Source organism: Bacillus cereus group sp. BfR-BA-01408, assembly GCF_022663305.1.
GTDB lineage: Bacteria > Bacillota > Bacilli > Bacillales > Bacillaceae_G > Bacillus_A > Bacillus_A pacificus.
Genome location: NZ_JAKUFF010000001.1, coordinates 97,751 through 113,547, shown reverse-complemented (window position 1 = coordinate 113,547; position 15,797 = coordinate 97,751). Strand labels below are relative to the sequence as shown.

The following is a 15,797-nucleotide window of genomic DNA, read 5'->3' as shown; positions in this document are numbered from 1 at the left end:
TTCGTTATTCTTTTACGACTGCCATTATAAATCCATCGTACCCTTTACTTCCGACTGTTTGAAGCGCTGTAGCACTTACACGTGGCTCAGCAGCTATTAGCTCATAGAAGCGACGTATCCCTTGTACGCGAGGGTCATTACTCGTATTGTCAATCACTTCTCCTTCACGTACTACGTTATCCCCAATAATTACAGTACCAGGGCGTGATAGTTTCAGTGCCCATTCAAAATAAGCAGGGTTATTTTGTTTATCAGCGTCTATAAAGATAAAATCAAATGGTTCATACTTCTCATTTTCTATTTGTTGTAAAGAATCTAAAGCTAATCCTGTTCGCACTTCAACTCTATCATTCAAATTAGCGCGTTCAATATTGCTACGCGCAATGTCAGCATGCTTTTCACTTGCTTCCAATGTAACAACTCGGCCTCCCGATGACAATCCTCTTGCAAGCCATATCGTACTATATCCACCTAGAGTACCAATTTCCAAAATGTTTCGAGCTCCTTGAATTTGAACTAATAGTTGCAAAAACTTCCCTTGCGTTGGCGATACGTCATGTGCTGGTAAATTAGCTGCAGCGTTTACTTGAAGAACTTCTTCTAATGTAGAATCTTTCGGTATTAATACATCACTCACATATTGATCAACGGCCGTCCATGTCTCAATCATACTCATGAAAATACCATCCCTTCAATTTTTCAATGCTTTTCTACTATCCACTTTTGATTATACCGAAAATTCCGTCTTATATACAAAAAATAAAGAAGGGACATCTACTTCATTACAAAATAGATATCCCTTCTTTTGTTTATACATGTATCCCTTACGGATTAGTAGACCAAAGTCCTGCTGATTTAATAAATGTACGTTTATTTAATTTCAGCTGCGCTACGATAAACTCTGCAATATCTTCTGCTTGCATTACTTTATCCGGATTTCCGTCAGTTAATCCTAAATCAACAGCCATGTCTGTTGCTACTGTACTTGGAGTTAAAGCTGTTACACGAATGTTATGTTTGCGAACTTCCATCGCTAACGATTCTGTTAAGCCAAGAACACCAAATTTAGAAGCACTATATGCACTTGTTACAGGTGCACCTTTTTGTCCTGCTGTAGATGAAATATTAATAATATCACCAGATTGTTGTTCAATCATGCTTGGTAAAGCTGCGCGAGTTGCATAGTATACACCCATTAAGTTTACTTGAATGATTTTTTCCCAATCAGCAACGTCTAATTCTAAAAACTTACCGAATTTAGAAATACCAGCGTTATTAATTAAAATATCGATAGATCCTAAACCGTTTTTTAACGTTTCAATTGCAGTAGTCACCTCTTCATATGAAGAAACATCAGCAGTCGCAATAACAGCTTTTACGCCTTCTGCTTCTACTTCTTTCGCTACAGCTTTTAAGTTTTCTTCTGAACGAGCTAAAAGACCGACATTTACGCCTTCTTTCGCTAATGCGATCGCTACAGCGCGACCAATCCCTCTACCTGCTCCTGTAATTAAAGCATTTTTGCCTTGTAATAATTCTGCCAAGTATAACACTCCTTAATCATCTCAGTTATGTACTATATTAAAATTGTATCTATGTTTATGTAAAAAGGCAATGATGCACTTTCATGTGCGTAGGTTACTTGTAGGTAACTATAGAAATTTTTTATTTATAATTCTTATGGATTTGCCATAATTCATGTAAAATAAAAATAAATTCTACATAGGAGAGTATATGTGTATGACAAGAAAAAAATGGTTCTTGCCACTAACTGCAGTCGGACTATGCATCATATTTTTGGCTATGTACTTTATATTTGGTAATCCACTACATTATAAAGTAATAAAAAAAGATACTAACGAATATCTCCATACTATAAAAGGATATAAGCAAAAAGAAATACAAAGCATAACCGGAAAATATACTCCTCTTTATAATATCGGCTATTATGCGGAAGTCGTATATAAAGACGAACCTTATTTTACATACTCTTATACATACGATAATAATAAAATAATACAAGACAACGGCATTTTAGGAAGACATACTGAGTCATTTGAAAATCTTAATTTAAACTGGTCATTGTTTGACGAGTTAGTAGACGGTATTCATAAAAACTTGCAAGAAAGAGGTTTAAGTAAAAAGAAAGATTATTCTATACGCCATGTTCAATTCGTTGATATTGATGATGATAAAAACGGTGCAGAAGCATACGTTGACTTTAAAAAAGATAAAGAATCTGATTACTCATACCGTATGAATAGTGAAGGAAAAGCTTATCAGTATAGCTGCAGCAATGGTAAATGTATGTATAAAGAAAAATAGTGTTAGAAGATATGCCCCTAACACTATTTCTCTTTATACTTAGGAATACATACAATAAATTCCGTACCCTTCCCTTCCTCACTCTCGACTTTTATTTCTCCTTGATGAAGGTCGAGTACTTTTTTTACGATAGCCAAACCTAAGCCACTTCCTCCATAAGCACGATTTCGTGAAGAATCCGCTTTATAAAAGCGCTCAAAAATATGTTGCTTCTGTTCTTTTGATATACCAATTCCTGAATCGCGAATACGTACTTCCACTACTTTCTCATATTCTTTTAACTGAATTGTAATCGTGCCACCATTTGGCGTAAATTTAATACTATTATGAATTAAATTTATCCAAACTTGACTCATACTTTCTTGGTCAGCAGTAATGTGCACTTTCTCTAAATTAAGTTCCAATTCAATTTCTTTTTCAGCCCAGAGCGGTTCACTATTTAACACAATTTGCTTTAACTGTTGATCTAATCGATAAGTCGCTCTTTCTGGTGTATATTCTTCCGACTCTAAAAGGGTAAGCTTCAGTAAATTTTGACTTAGTTTAGATAATCTCGTCGTTTCCGTTTCAATAATGGTAAGGTAATGCTCTCTCTTTTCCTCGGAAAGATTGTTATCTTGTAGCGCTCTAGCAAATCCTTTTATAGAAGTTAATGGTGACTGTATTTCATGAGAAACATTCGATACAAATTCCTGGCGCATTTTCTCCATCGCATTTAGTTCATCTGTCATATCATTTATACTTTTTACGAGCACACCAATTTCTCCATCATATTTCTCTTCATTTCGTATTTTTACGGAGAAGTCCCCTTTTGCAATTTTTTGTATCGGTTCAATAATAGTCCAAATCATCGCCTCTCGCTTCGGTCTCATTAATACCCCAATCAACACCCAAATAAGAACAATAAATACAAAGCCGACCATATCACTAATTAAAAAAGTAACAAAAGGTGATACTTGTATTTCAAGAGCATTTATTACACTTGATGATACATAAAAGGCTATAGACCAAATTATTGTGAGAAAAGAAAAGAGAGCTAGTACCGCTCCAATTATTTTCAATATCTTCACCTTATTCATTCGCTCTCTTCTTCTCATTTACTTACCTCTAAGCGATATCCTAAGCCTCTTATCGTTTTAATACTAAATTTCGACTTCTCTTCTTGGAACTTCTCACGTAACCGATTTATATGAACGTCTAGTGTACGCTCATTCCCTTCAAAATCATATCCCCATACATCTTCAATTAATTGCTCTCTCGAACAAGTCCTTCCCGCTTTAGAACCTAAAGTAAAGAGCAATTCGAATTCTTTTAGTGGTAACGTAACCGTTTGTTCTCCGGTTATAACTTCAAATGTTTTACGGTTTAACAGTACATTTCCAACTTGAATTGATTGCGACACAGTAATTTGATAACGTTTCAATAACGCCTTTACCCTCACTACTAGTTCTATCGGATCAAATGGTTTTACAAGATAATCATCCGTACCAAGATGAAACCCTTTTACTTTTTGAGATGTTTCTCCTTTAGCAGTTAGCATCAAAATAGGGATATCATAGTATTTTCTTAATTCAAAACATACATCAAATCCATCCATATTCGGCATCATGATATCAAGAATAACCATATCAACTTTCACTTCATTTATTTTTTGAAGTGCATCTAGACCATCAATTGCTTCATATGTTTGAAATCCTTCCCGCTCTAAAAATACAGAAACAAGTTCTCTAATATGTGGATCGTCATCTACTATTAAAATTTTTGGTAGCAAAGAAAACCTCTCCTTTCTACGTAGCATCTTTTATATAACTTGTAAAAATGAATCATCAGCGGAGTATAAGCCCCACTGATGATTCATTTTATAATACGCCCTCTTTAATTTTCAATTGTTGCGTTGCAAATTCACGATACATGTCATGTGTGCGTAACAATTCATCATGTGTACCGCTTCCTGTAAGATTCCCTTTTTCTATAAAAATAATTTTATCTGCATCTACTACAGTAGAAAGTCTATGTGCAATAACTAACGTTGTTCTGCCTTTCATTAAGTTATTTAATGCCTTTTGAACGACAGACTCTGATTTACTATCTAAACTAGAAGTTGCTTCATCTAACATAAGAATTTGTGGATTTCGAAGTAACGCTCGGGCAATGGCAATTCGCTGTCTTTGTCCTCCAGAAAGTTTCACACCACGTTCTCCAACTTCTGTTGCATATCCATTTGGCAAATCATGAATAAATGCATCAACGTATGCCATCGCCGCTACTTTTTCAATTTCTTCATCTGTCACTTCTCCCTCAACGCCGTAACAAATGTTATCCCGAATCGTTCCATCAATTAACGGACTATCTTGTGAAACGTAACCAATTTGACGTCGCCATGATTGTAATGAATAGCTCGTAATTGCATCTTTCCCTAATTTAATAGCACCGCTAGTTGGCTCATAAAAACGTTCTAATAGTGAAAATAATGTCGTTTTCCCGCTACCACTTGGCCCTACGATCGCTGTTACTTTTCCTGATTCAATTGTGAAATCAATATTCTTTAACACTTGCTCTTCTTCGTTATACTCGAAATATACATTTTCAAGAACAATTGGTTGCTTAGCATTTGTGACTTTCACACCAGTTTCATGGTCTTCTACTTCATATTCTAAAATAGTATTAATTCTTTCCGTTGCACCAATTGCCTTTTGGAATTGTGTAAAGAACATAGATAATTGACTCATCGGCATTATAATTTGAACTAAATATAAAATAAACGCTACTAATTCCCCAGTTGTTAATGCACCGCTAGAAACTCGCATCCCGCCATATCCTACGATAATAACAAGCAATGCCATTAAAACAAACGACATAACTGGTGAAATTAACGCTTGCACTTTTCCCTCTTTCAAACCAAATTGCAATAACTTCTCGATACCTTTATTTCCAGTTTCATATTCTCTTTTTTCTGTGTTCGAAGATTTCACTAAACGAATTTCTGATAATACTTGCGTTAGCACACTTGTAAAAGAAGCTGTTTCATCTTGAAGTGCTTTTGAAATCTTATACATTTTTCGTCCTAGTGGAACTAAGATCAGTACTGATAATGGAATAACCGTTAAAAGTAAAAGTGTCATTTTCCAATCTAAAACAAATAATACGATTAATGATCCGACAATTGAAATACCGCCTGTTAATAAATTTGACAAATGCTCAGAAATTAATGTCTTCACAACACCTGTATCATTTGTCATTCGGCTAATTGTATCGCCTGTTCTATTTTGATCATAATAAGATACTGGCAATATAAGTACCTTTTTCCACAAACGTTCTCTCAGTCCGGCTACAATCTTCTGCCCGATATAATTTAGTAAATATATAGATAATCCTGCAGCTATAGTTTGCATAATAAAGAATGCAACTAGCCCAACAATTTGTCCTGTACTAATTGACGAAAGTGAAAAATTATCTACTAATCCTTTTGTTAACATCGGAATAAATAAACTCGCTCCCGTAGAAAGCAAACTCATGAATAACGCAAAAACAAGAATCCCTTTCGAAGGATTTGTATCTTGAATAAGGCGTAAAAACTGCCTCCAACTCCCTTTTTTCTTTATTTCATTTCTAACTTCCATTTCTGTCATCTCCTCGTGTTAAACAAAACTGTTCTTTCTAAAAATAGAATACAATACAAATGTAAACTGAATGTAAACACACTTTTTCTGTTTTTACAAAATATACATAAAAACTCATCTTTACAACAGATATAAACATCTGATATTATTACCTGGTACTTAATATTGTTCTATGTGAATGATAGATAACCAATTTACAATACTATATAAATCTCCAGTTATTGAAAGGAGTATCCTTTTTGCAAACAAATATACATTCTAAAAAGGAAACAATTATTTTTATTCATGGTTTAGTCGGCAATCGTCGTGCTTTCAAAAAAGAGCATAAACGATTTTCCGCCTCTTACAACATTATTACTTATGACTTATTAGGTCACGGCGATGATAAAGGAGAAGCTATCGAATTTTCATTACAGCGTCTCGTTGATCAATTATTGAATTTATACGAAAAAGAAGGCATTCAAAAGGCTCACATTTGCGCTTTAAGCTACGGCTGTTATATCTCTACCATTTTTGCACAAATGCATCCAGAAAAAGTTTTGAGCATTTGTCATATTGGTGGACATTATAATAACCCGTCCCTTTTATATAACGTATTTCAAAAGTTTTGGGAGAAGCGAGGAGACGATTACTCTAAATGGCTCTCTCAATACGCAAATACCATTTTTCCAAGTGGCATACTAAAGGCAAATCCGTTCGCAGTCATTTCAAGAAATATTTATTATCGGTTCGGATTGCAATTACATTCATCAATTATTGCTCAATCATTACGTCACCGGTTAGAATTCGATTTAAAATCTAAATTAAAATCACTTCCCCACCCTATTCTATGGGTAATGGGCGAACATGATCATCTCTATAAATCTTGTCTTTTTGATTTAAAGTCCATTCTTCCTAACGTTTTATATAAAGAAATACCGTTAGCAGGACATGCAGCAAACTTATTCCGCCCCAACTACTTTCATGATCTATACGCTCGATTTTTAAACGGGAAGTTACAGTAAAAACTATTACCTTCCAATTTATTAAACTATAAAAAGGCTTCCCAAGTTTCCCTGGAAAGCCTTTTCTCTATACGAAAAGTATATAATCTACTTTTTCTTAGTATGCTTTTGTGTAACCTAATAGGTGCTTGCTCCAGTAAGAGTTACTTACAGAACTAATACGTACACCAGTTGCATCAGTTTCTGCACTAATGAACTGACCGTTTCCTAAGTAAACACCCATGTGAGAAGGACCTGATTTATAAGTGTTTTGGAAGTATACTAAATCACCTGGTTGTGGATTGCTAGTTTTTGTTTTAGAGCTCCAGTATCCAGCAACTGTTTGACGAGCGCCTTTATGACCAGTTTGATTTAATACGTAGTGAATGAATCCACTGCAATCAAAACCAGCAGGTGTTGTACCAGCTGTTCTGTATGGTGAACCATTTAATGATCTAGCGAATCCAGCGATTGAAGATGTATCTCCACCAGTTGTTGGTTTTTGTACGTCTTTACCTGGTTGTTGAACGTTATTTGTAACGTTATTGTTATTTGTAACGTTGTTTACTCCGCCTTTTACAAACTTAACGAAGTCTGCACTTACGTAACCTGTGCGGCCGTTATGGTTAATTTTGTACCAACCATTTTCAGCGCCAGTAACGTTTAATACTGTACCGTTTGTTACACCACCGATTACAGCGTTGTATGTAGCTGGGCCTGTACGTACTTTTAAAGCACCAGTGTTAACAACATAAGAACCACCAGTTTGAACTGTAGTAGTATTGTTGTTTGTAGTTGGTTGTTGTGTTTGGTTAGATACAGCAGAACCACCTTTTGTTACGAAGTCTTTGCTTACGTATCCAGTTCCACCATTGAAGTTGATTTTAAACCAATCTTGTACTTCACCAACAACTTGTACTGTTTTACCTTTATTTACAGAGCCTAATACTGTATGAGATGTACTTGGGCCTGTACGTACGTTAAGTGAAGAAACGTTTACTGTGTAAGTACCAGTTCCTTGTTGAGCAGTAGTTCCTGTTTTACCACCAGTCGTTACGAAGTCACCACTTACATAACCAGTTTGACCGTTTACAGTTACTTTGAACCAACCGTTTTCTTGTCCAATTACTTGTAGTACTTGACCTTGTTTTACTTTAGAAATAACGCTATGTCCTGTACCAGCACCTGAACGAACATTTAATACATCAGCAGTTACTGTGTATTTTAAGTCAGATTTTGTTTCTACAGTTTTTGTTTCAGTTACAGTCGTTTGTGTTTGAGTTTGTCCATTAATTTCTTTTAGCGCTTCGTTTGAAACTTGTGCATGAGCAGAATCCATACCTGGAACTGCAACACCTGCTACTGAAGCTGCTGCTAAACCTGCAATTACTTTTTTCATAAGTTGTCTTTACTTCCTTTCCCTACTATCCTCTTTAAAAAAACTTATAAACTTAATACTTTACAATATTATCAAAGTAAAATATTCATTAAGTTCCATTTTTTAACAAGAGTTTTATTTTTCACACAGAGTTCATTTTAAACGAGCGAAGTGAAATCCGTGTGAACTTCATGTGAACTTTACCATTAAACTTACTCTTTTTGCAATGCTTTTTTTATATTTCTTATGTATTTTATTGAAAATTCGACATATCATTCATTATCTTAGTATATATTTTCTATCCACTTAAAAAATTTCTATTCATCTAACACAATGCAAAGAATGTATTTCCTAGTATAGTTCCTCCTATGAAGTATACTCTTATCATGACAAAAAACACTTTTTTTATCAATAGTATAATATTTTTAGAAAACTATTTTTGATACTATCTATCGCTTTTAAAAGATTTGACGATTTGTAAGATTTAACTTCAAAAATTTTGTTCTAATTTGACGAAAATACACATTCCGCTACGCATTTTTAACTGTCTATGGAATTTATAGGGTATTTATATTATCATATATAGTAGCGTTTTAATCTATACACATTTTATTTACCCTACACGGAAAGCAATTGAATTTTAAGATGAGCGTTTTATTGCTTGCAAATAGTGGAATCAAAAGGGAGGTATATTTATGAAAAACATAATAGATGATCCTATAAATAAAAATATAGAACTGTACTATGCTTTTTTTCAATTCGTTTCAATTATTACCTTACAAAAAATATCAACTATTGAAACACGTAAAAACGAATTAAAAAATCAGATGAAAAATTCCTATCAAAAAAATCCTTACTACTTATAAAAAGGTGAACAGGTTGTATCCCTGTTCACCTTTTTATAAGTAGCAAAACCCCGATTGGTTCAAATAATAATTAGTGGGGGATAAACAATTCCCCCACTCGTTCCTACATTATTTATAAATTTTCACACGGTTTTCTAAAGGCTGGTATTCTTTTTCACCTGCAGGTACAACTGGTTTACCAAACGGCATTTGCGCAATAAGCTTCCAATTTTCTGGAACTCCCCATTCTTTTCTCACTTCTTCATCAATTAATGGATTGTAATGTTGCAATGTAGCACCAAACCCTTCAATTTCCAAAGCTGTCCAAATTGCAAATTGTAACATTCCAGAGGATTGCTGAGACCAAATTGGAAAGTTCTCTTTGTATAATGCAAATTTTTCTTGCAGTTGTTCCACCACTTCACTATCTTCGAAGTATAGAACTGTTCCATAACCACTTTTAAATGCATTCATTTTTTCTTCCGTAGAAGCGAAGTTATTTTCAGGTACAATTTTTCGTAACGTTTCTTTCGTAATATCCCATAACTTATCGTGTTGTTCTCCAAGCAAGACGACAACACGAGCACTCTGAGAGTTAAAAGCTGAAGGTGTATGTTTTACAGCATGATAAATCACTTCTTGAATTTTTTCATCAGAAACTACTTGTTCTTTACTAATTGCGTAAATAGATCTTCTGTCTTCAATTGCTGAGTAAAAATCTTTTGCCATCATAATTCCCTCCAATTTTCATTTGAGGCTTTTTCCTATGTACACATCATATGCCCCTCAAAACTTATCATTAATAAGTTTCTAACTTTATAATATAAACAAACAATAATAAACTCAAATAATAACACTCACATTTTTTACCTTTTTACTTTATTAGTGCTAAAAAATAAAAGGCAATTTGTTGTTACCGATAATACGTAACAACAAATTGCCTTTCTTATATGATGATCCAACTCAGTATTTCACTTAATTAACTAACCCAAATGCATAAGACATTAGCTTATTCGTCTCTGTAAAACGCTTTGTTTTACCTTTTGTTCCCATAACAACTGTAATAATACGAGTATCACCTTGTTTTGCTGTACCCGTAAAACAATACCCTGCGCTATCTGTAAATCCTGTTTTTAATCCGTCTATTCCTTCTATATATAAAGCTTTATTATTTTTGTTTAACATATCATTTGTACTTATAACATTAATATTATTAAATGCTAACTGACTTTGACGTAAGTGAGTCACTTCTAATATTTCTGGGTAATCTTTTATAAGATGATACGCCAAGTTTGCTACATCACCAGCCGTCATTTTTGTTTCACTTCCATCGGGCTCTTGTAATCCAGAAGCATTTGCAAATTTAGCATGTTCCGACATTTTTAACTGTTTCGCTTTTGCATTCATAAGCTGAACGAAATCTTTCTCCGATTTTGCCATATGTTCTGCTAAAGCCACAGCTGAATTATTAGCTGACTCAATCATTAATGCATGATATAAATCTTTAACAGTTAATGTGTCATTAACTTGTACTGGGATTCTCGCTCCCTCTGTTTGTGCCGCTTTCGCACTCATTTTCACCGGATCTTCCCAGCGAACTTTCCCATTATGTACATTTTCTAATAGAAGATATGCTGTCATCATCTTAGACATACTTGCTGGCGCAAAAGCCTCATTTTCATTATGTTGATAAATAATATCTCCATTACTCGCATCAATAATCATAGCTGCTTTTGCATCAATTTCCGGTGGTATGTACTTTGGTGGGACTACTTTTTCAACTAATCCTGTTTTAGGTAGTTCTGCCACTTGTAAAGGTTGTCCCTCTATACTTGTTGCACTCTTTTGAGTTCCTTGGAATAAGAACCAACATATCCCTAAAACAATGACTAATAGGACTGTCAGCCTTCCCCATTTTAACCGCTTCATTTCAAAACTCCTTTAACAAACCTTTTATACACTCACATTTAACCATAACAACTTTCCCTTTATATCGTCAAGGTAAAAAGCATATTTATTCATCTACAGTAATTATTATTTCAATGCATGTATGTTACAATAACAATACTGAAATATAAGAATATTCAATGATAAATCCTTATGAATAAAACTATTAATAGAAGGGATTCATACAAATGCCACTTCCAAAATCATTAAAATACGGAGACACAATTGGGATTTACTCACCTTCTTCTCCAGTAACCTACACTTCTCCAAAAAGATTTGAACGAGCGAAATCTTACTTACAACAGAAAGGATTTCATATATTAGAAGGTTCACTAACAGGTCGATATGATTTTTATCGTTCTGGTAGTATACAAGAGCGTGCTGAGGAGCTAAATGTCTTAATAAGAAATCCTAATATTTCTTGTATTATGTCAACAATTGGTGGGATGAATTCAAATTCAATATTACCTTATATTGATTATGATGCTTTTCTAAAGAACCCTAAAATAATGATTGGGTATTCAGATGCAACTGCTTTATTACTAGCAATTTACGCCAAAACAGGAATCCCTACATTTTATGGACCAGCTCTCGTCCCTTCCTTTGGCGAATTTGAACCTTTTGTTGATTGCACATACAAATATTTTGCTGAAACTTTACTACATGATCATTCTCTTCCTTATCATATAAAACAACCATTATTTTGGTCAGATGAATTTATTAATTGGGAAGAAAAGACGAAGGAGAAAGAACTTCGACCAAACGATTGGATTTCAGTAATTGATGGAAAAGCTACTGGGCGTATTATTGGCGGGAATTTAAACACGATACAAGGAATTTTGGGTAGCCCCTATATGCCACATATTCAAGAAGGCGACATTCTCTTCATTGAGGACAGTTCAAAAGATGCAGCTACTATTGAAAGAAGCTTTTCATTACTTAAAATTAACGGTGTATTCGATAAAATTTCAGGTATCATTCTTGGAAAACATGAGCAATTTGATGATTGTGGTACAAATCGAAAACCTTTTGAAATACTATTAGAAGTACTTCAAAATCAAAGAATTCCTTTTCTAGCTGACTTCGATTGTTGTCATACACATCCCATGATTACCATGCCTATCGGTATTCAAGTAAAGTTGGATGCAACAAATAAAACGATACATGTTGTAGAACCTTGGAAAAAATGAATGCATAGCTTCTATTGTTTTACAATAAAAGCCATGATACTATATAATTTGGAATGTGAAAGATTAAACAAAATACGTTCTAATATCTATTATTAGGAAAAGATAGATATAAATATATATTTATATGTAAAAGAGAGTGAATAAATGAAACCAACTATTAAAAATTACGTATTTTTACATGTAGCTTTTTTGATATATTCTATCATTGTGGTTTACATGAAATGGGCAGCTAAGTTTCCCATTGCTTCCATCTCATTTTTTATTGCTTATTTCGGACTAGTTGTACTTTTATTCGGATATGCAATTTTATGGCAACAAGTAATTAAGCATTTCGAAATATCGAAAGCATATTCACATCGCGGAATTATTATACTGTGGTCAATGCTTTGGTCAGTAGTTCTATTTGGAGATACGATACAGTGGAATCATTTACTTGGTGCGGCTATTATTATCGTCGGAATTGTGGTGGTGACAAAAGATGAATAGTTATATGTTGTTATTGATCTTTGGAATCGTATTGGCCAATTACTCACAAATTTTATTAAAAAAGGCTACTTTACAGCAATATGATTCTAAATTAAAAGAATATGTAAATCCATATGTAATCATCGGTTACTCTTTATTTGTACTTAACGCAGGATTCAATATTATCGCCTTAAAGGGACTGACAATAAATCAAGTCTCTGCATTAGAATCATTAAGTTATATCATCATATTAATTTTCGGTTGGTATTTTTTAGGTGAAAAAGTAACGAAAAGAAAAGTAATTGGGAATACTATCATTTTAATGGGTGTTGTGGTGTATTTTATTAAGTAATCACTTATACAAAAAGCTCCGTTTATCACAAACGGAGCTTTTTACTATTGACCTAAATTTTGCACTTTATCTTTCAAATCTCGAACTTGATCTACCGTCTGCATAAGCTCAGAGTTTTTAAATTGCTCTACATCCACTTTGCCTTCTTCTATCTTTGTCTTCGCCGTATCAATTAACGTATTTAACTTTTCGTTATATCCGACGATTTGTTGATGAAGATCCTTTGCTACATCAGGTGGCGTTAATTCATTGAATGCGGGTATATCTTGTTTAATTTCACTAAGCTTCGTTTCTAATTCTTTTCGAGCCTCGCTATCATTAACGGCCTTTTCTGCTAATGCTGGTGCATCATTTGCAAATGCACTTATTTCATTTACATAGTCTGTCGCCTTTTGAGCATAATCTATGGAGTTCTTTCCTTCTTCCACTATTGAACATCCCATTAAACCAATTGAAACTATGAATACTAATACAATTGATTTTATTTTCATTTTAGACCCCCTTCGTCCTTATAATTGTCTGTAATTTTCTCTATACATAACTTCTAGCTAAATTGTTTATAACCTTTTTCAAATAGCTATTTACCCTCTTACATGCCCTATTATCGTTACAACATCTATTTCTATATGTACACTTATAATATCTTCAATTATATCCATATACCCTTGTCCTATAGCTGTTCCATAGTGTAATGTAAGCCCCTTCTTTTCATACACTGACTTTGGCACTGAAAAAATAAATCTCCTCAAGTTTCTTTCATCAGCTGGTTCCATAATTAAAACAATCCCATCCTCATCAAACATATACGCTCGCCCTCCAACTTTACATTCACTATGGCTCAGTATTGCCTTGGTCAGCAAAATTTAAAACATAATAAGTTAAGATACACTCTGCTCTATCATAAAGTGAAACTTTAATTAGCCCTCACCAGTGGAATCTTTATCGGCAAATAGCGGGATAAAAATAAAAAGCATTCATTCTTTTTTGTTAAGAATGAATGCTTTTTAAAAAATCAATTTCTAACTCTAGCATCTTTTTTTGACGAGGTTTTACTTTCCTTACGGGAATTCCAGCGTAAATATACCAATCATCTAAACTCTCTTTTACCATACTCATCGCACCTACTGCCGTGCCTTCTCCTATAGTTACATTTGGAAAAAGAATAGAATTAGCACCAATAATCGCATGTTTTTTTAAAATAACTTTTTCTGTTTTCACATTCCTATATTGATTCGGGACGGTTGGCCCCATTAATGTATTCCCACTGAAATCATCTAGTACTGCATATACGATTGTTTTAGCTGAGATATTTGCAAAGTCATGCATTTCAATTCCAACTTCCCCTCCATATAACGCTGTATACGCTGATATATGCGAATAACTTCCAATTGTGATTTTGCCACTTAAAATGCAAAAATCATCAATTCTTACATGATTACCAACTGATATAACACCTGGATTATATATACTTGCTTTTTTACTAATCAATACATTTTTCCCAACAGATAAAAATCCAATTTTCTTTAGCTCTTCTTGACTATAAAAACTATTCATCTGCCGACACCACCTTCTGTCCTAAACAGATTACAATTTGTTCTACTATTTCTTTCGTCATTCCTTCCCATAAAGGCAAACTTACTATTCGTTTTGCTATTTTATTCGTTCTTGTTAAATCTGTAGACTTATAGTTTCTAAAAAGAACTTGTTGGTGGCAAGAGGGCGAAAAGTATAATCTAGCTTCTATTTTCTGTTTTTTCAGTTCTTCTATTACTTGTTTGTTGCGAACTTCTTCCGGACAAAGAATAGGCATAAATTGCTGAATAACTGCTTCTGTCTTTTGGAATTGCCACCCTTTTTTCATTAACCCATTACTTTGTAACAATTGTTTATACCATTCAGAAATATGGGTGCGTTCTTTTAATTTGTCATCCCATTTTTTCATAGTTGCAATCCCAATCGCGGCTGCGTATTCAGACATTTTACAATTAAACCCCATCATCGTACATTCACGATTTGTATCAAATCCGAAATTCCCCATTCTTTTAATACGTTGTATATCTTCTTCATTTTTACTATATATGAGCCCTCCTTCACCAATTCCGAAAGGCTTTGTTGCATGAAAGCTATATATGATCATTCCACTAAAATCTTGACCGTAATGCATCCCTCCATTCATTAATCCAAATCCCGGTGCCGCATCTACGACAACCGGAACACCTTTTTTCTCTAATTCTTCATATTCTTCTAAGTTCATCCATGAGCCAAAAGTTGCGTACGGGACAACAATCGCAACCTCTTCTTTTAATTCTTCAATCTTATCCCAGAGTACTGTTTTATCCATATACCAATCATCTATTGAAATATCAATAAAATAAGGTTCCAACCCACACCAAATAGCCGCTAATGGAGTTGCAGGGAATGTAAAACTAGGCATGAGGGCATACTTTCCTTTTTTTCTTTTCTTAAGTTGAATGGCCGCCATTAACCCTAACGTTGCGTTTGCTACTGTTGTAACAGCTCCCCTGTTCTGAAAAAATCCCGACATAATTGTTTGTTCAAAACGTTGATTTATAGGTCCATAATTCGTATATATGTGCGATGCATCAATTTCCTTCAATTCATCTAAATACTCAATTACTGGTACAGTTGAAGCACGTAAAAAAGGAATATTCTCCATATCTATTTATTCCTT

The 15,797-nt window shown here is 33.9% G+C and carries 18 protein-coding genes; 6 read left to right on the top strand and 12 right to left on the bottom strand.

Going from position 1 to position 15,797, the window contains the following annotated elements; genetic code table 11:
* Positions 1 to 4 precede the first annotated feature (4 nt).
* Entirely contained in the window at positions 5 to 676 is a 672-nt protein-coding gene (locus MR083_RS00530; RefSeq protein ID WP_000061725.1) for an O-methyltransferase, read from the bottom strand.
* 148 nt (positions 677 to 824) lie between these two features.
* Positions 825 to 1,544 carry a 3-ketoacyl-ACP reductase gene (locus MR083_RS00525; RefSeq protein ID WP_000818985.1) on the bottom strand — a complete coding sequence of 240 codons (720 nt, stop codon included), beginning with the start codon at positions 1,542 to 1,544 and terminating at the stop codon, positions 825 to 827.
* A 196-nt stretch (positions 1,545 to 1,740) separates the two neighbouring features.
* Here MR083_RS00525 and MR083_RS00520 point away from each other — a divergent pair, with 196 nt between their 5' ends.
* Positions 1,741 to 2,325, top strand: a complete 585-nt coding sequence (locus MR083_RS00520) for a DUF3139 domain-containing protein (protein WP_242268238.1) — start codon at positions 1,741 to 1,743, stop codon at positions 2,323 to 2,325.
* Between the two features lie 23 nt (positions 2,326 to 2,348).
* On the opposite strand, the gene hitS is transcribed toward MR083_RS00520, so the two are convergent.
* The 3 genes from hitS to MR083_RS00505 all read right to left on the bottom strand — a co-directional run bounded on the left by hitS (position 2,349) and on the right by MR083_RS00505 (position 5,945).
* Positions 2,349 to 3,422: an envelope stress sensor histidine kinase HitS gene (gene hitS, locus MR083_RS00515; protein WP_001254314.1), complete on the bottom strand. Its 1,074-nt coding sequence runs from the start codon at positions 3,420 to 3,422 to the stop codon at positions 2,349 to 2,351.
* Positions 3,419 to 4,096: an envelope stress response regulator transcription factor HitR gene (gene hitR / locus MR083_RS00510; RefSeq protein ID WP_000937028.1), complete on the bottom strand. Its 678-nt coding sequence runs from the start codon at positions 4,094 to 4,096 to the stop codon at positions 3,419 to 3,421. The genes hitS and hitR overlap by 4 nt, the downstream gene beginning before the upstream one ends.
* An 88-nt stretch (positions 4,097 to 4,184) precedes the next feature.
* Positions 4,185 to 5,945, bottom strand: coding sequence for an ABC transporter ATP-binding protein (locus MR083_RS00505; protein WP_000453871.1), 1,761 nt, complete (start codon positions 5,943 to 5,945; stop codon positions 4,185 to 4,187).
* A gap of 239 nt (positions 5,946 to 6,184) precedes the next feature.
* Here MR083_RS00505 and MR083_RS00500 point away from each other — a divergent pair, with 239 nt between their 5' ends.
* On the top strand, positions 6,185 to 6,949 hold the full coding sequence (locus MR083_RS00500; RefSeq protein ID WP_001194311.1) for an alpha/beta fold hydrolase: 765 nt from the start codon (positions 6,185 to 6,187) through the stop codon (positions 6,947 to 6,949).
* 97 nt (positions 6,950 to 7,046) lie between these two features.
* Here MR083_RS00500 and entFM read toward each other — a convergent pair whose 3' ends face one another.
* Positions 7,047 to 8,327 (bottom strand): enterotoxin EntFM, encoded by a 1,281-nt coding sequence (gene entFM, locus MR083_RS00495; RefSeq protein WP_000755518.1) that lies wholly within the window; start codon positions 8,325 to 8,327, stop codon positions 7,047 to 7,049.
* 674 nt (positions 8,328 to 9,001) lie between these two features.
* On the opposite strand from entFM, the gene MR083_RS00490 reads away from it, so the two are divergent.
* The gene (locus tag MR083_RS00490) at positions 9,002 to 9,172 is read left to right on the top strand and encodes a hypothetical protein (protein WP_011040231.1); all 171 of its coding nucleotides are present in this window, start codon (positions 9,002 to 9,004) and stop codon (positions 9,170 to 9,172) included.
* A gap of 108 nt (positions 9,173 to 9,280) precedes the next feature.
* Here MR083_RS00490 and MR083_RS00485 read toward each other — a convergent pair whose 3' ends face one another.
* On the bottom strand, positions 9,281 to 9,883 hold the full coding sequence (locus MR083_RS00485) for a nitroreductase family protein (protein ID WP_172801680.1): 603 nt from the start codon (positions 9,881 to 9,883) through the stop codon (positions 9,281 to 9,283).
* A gap of 243 nt (positions 9,884 to 10,126) precedes the next feature.
* Positions 10,127 to 11,080 (bottom strand): D-alanyl-D-alanine carboxypeptidase family protein, encoded by a 954-nt coding sequence (locus MR083_RS00480; RefSeq protein ID WP_000825886.1) that lies wholly within the window; start codon positions 11,078 to 11,080, stop codon positions 10,127 to 10,129.
* A gap of 206 nt (positions 11,081 to 11,286) precedes the next feature.
* On the opposite strand from MR083_RS00480, the gene MR083_RS00475 reads away from it, so the two are divergent.
* The 3 genes from MR083_RS00475 (at position 11,287) to MR083_RS00465 (ending at position 13,105) form a co-directional block, all read left to right on the top strand.
* Entirely contained in the window at positions 11,287 to 12,288 is a 1,002-nt protein-coding gene (locus MR083_RS00475; RefSeq protein WP_001130815.1) for a S66 family peptidase, read from the top strand.
* Between the two features lie 144 nt (positions 12,289 to 12,432).
* On the top strand, positions 12,433 to 12,774 hold the full coding sequence (locus tag MR083_RS00470) for an EamA family transporter (RefSeq protein WP_000805132.1): 342 nt from the start codon (positions 12,433 to 12,435) through the stop codon (positions 12,772 to 12,774).
* The gene (locus MR083_RS00465) at positions 12,767 to 13,105 is read left to right on the top strand and encodes an EamA family transporter (protein WP_001089876.1); all 339 of its coding nucleotides are present in this window, start codon (positions 12,767 to 12,769) and stop codon (positions 13,103 to 13,105) included. Before MR083_RS00470 ends, MR083_RS00465 begins: the two co-directional genes overlap by 8 nt.
* Positions 13,106 to 13,149: 44 nt before the next feature.
* Here the strand turns inward: MR083_RS00465 and MR083_RS00460 are convergent, their stop codons facing one another.
* The 4 genes from MR083_RS00460 to MR083_RS00445 all read right to left on the bottom strand — a co-directional run bounded on the left by MR083_RS00460 (position 13,150) and on the right by MR083_RS00445 (position 15,782).
* Positions 13,150 to 13,596, bottom strand: a complete 447-nt coding sequence (locus MR083_RS00460; RefSeq protein ID WP_000695229.1) for a DUF6376 family protein — start codon at positions 13,594 to 13,596, stop codon at positions 13,150 to 13,152.
* Positions 13,597 to 13,686: 90 nt separating this feature from the next.
* Positions 13,687 to 13,908, bottom strand: a complete 222-nt coding sequence (locus MR083_RS00455; protein ID WP_000459099.1) for a hypothetical protein — start codon at positions 13,906 to 13,908, stop codon at positions 13,687 to 13,689.
* A 184-nt stretch (positions 13,909 to 14,092) separates the two neighbouring features.
* Positions 14,093 to 14,659, bottom strand: coding sequence for an acyltransferase (locus MR083_RS00450; RefSeq protein WP_001084178.1), 567 nt, complete (start codon positions 14,657 to 14,659; stop codon positions 14,093 to 14,095).
* Complete coding sequence (locus MR083_RS00445; protein WP_242268237.1) at positions 14,652 to 15,782, bottom strand: aminotransferase class I/II-fold pyridoxal phosphate-dependent enzyme; 1,131 nt, start codon at positions 15,780 to 15,782, stop codon at positions 14,652 to 14,654. The genes MR083_RS00450 and MR083_RS00445 overlap by 8 nt, the downstream gene beginning before the upstream one ends.
* Between the last annotated feature and the right edge of the window lie 15 nt (positions 15,783 to 15,797).

Coding starts and splice junctions, on each gene's coding strand:
- MR083_RS00460 (WP_000695229.1), bottom strand. CDS start 13,596: ATGAAAATAAAATCAATTGTATTAGTATTCATAGTTTCAATTGGTTTA.
- MR083_RS00530 (WP_000061725.1), bottom strand. CDS start 676: ATGAGTATGATTGAGACATGGACGGCCGTTGATCAATATGTGAGTGAT.
- MR083_RS00445 (WP_242268237.1), bottom strand. CDS start 15,782: ATGGAGAATATTCCTTTTTTACGTGCTTCAACTGTACCAGTAATTGAG.
- entFM (WP_000755518.1), bottom strand. CDS start 8,327: ATGAAAAAAGTAATTGCAGGTTTAGCAGCAGCTTCAGTAGCAGGTGTT.
- MR083_RS00490 (WP_011040231.1), top strand. CDS start 9,002: ATGAAAAACATAATAGATGATCCTATAAATAAAAATATAGAACTGTAC.
- MR083_RS00465 (WP_001089876.1), top strand. CDS start 12,767: ATGAATAGTTATATGTTGTTATTGATCTTTGGAATCGTATTGGCCAAT.
- MR083_RS00470 (WP_000805132.1), top strand. CDS start 12,433: ATGAAACCAACTATTAAAAATTACGTATTTTTACATGTAGCTTTTTTG.
- MR083_RS00475 (WP_001130815.1), top strand. CDS start 11,287: ATGCCACTTCCAAAATCATTAAAATACGGAGACACAATTGGGATTTAC.
- MR083_RS00455 (WP_000459099.1), bottom strand. CDS start 13,908: ATGTTTGATGAGGATGGGATTGTTTTAATTATGGAACCAGCTGATGAA.
- hitS (WP_001254314.1), bottom strand. CDS start 3,422: ATGAGAAGAAGAGAGCGAATGAATAAGGTGAAGATATTGAAAATAATT.
- MR083_RS00520 (WP_242268238.1), top strand. CDS start 1,741: ATGACAAGAAAAAAATGGTTCTTGCCACTAACTGCAGTCGGACTATGC.
- MR083_RS00505 (WP_000453871.1), bottom strand. CDS start 5,945: ATGGAAGTTAGAAATGAAATAAAGAAAAAAGGGAGTTGGAGGCAGTTT.
- MR083_RS00480 (WP_000825886.1), bottom strand. CDS start 11,080: ATGAAGCGGTTAAAATGGGGAAGGCTGACAGTCCTATTAGTCATTGTT.
- MR083_RS00485 (WP_172801680.1), bottom strand. CDS start 9,883: ATGATGGCAAAAGATTTTTACTCAGCAATTGAAGACAGAAGATCTATT.
- MR083_RS00450 (WP_001084178.1), bottom strand. CDS start 14,659: ATGAATAGTTTTTATAGTCAAGAAGAGCTAAAGAAAATTGGATTTTTA.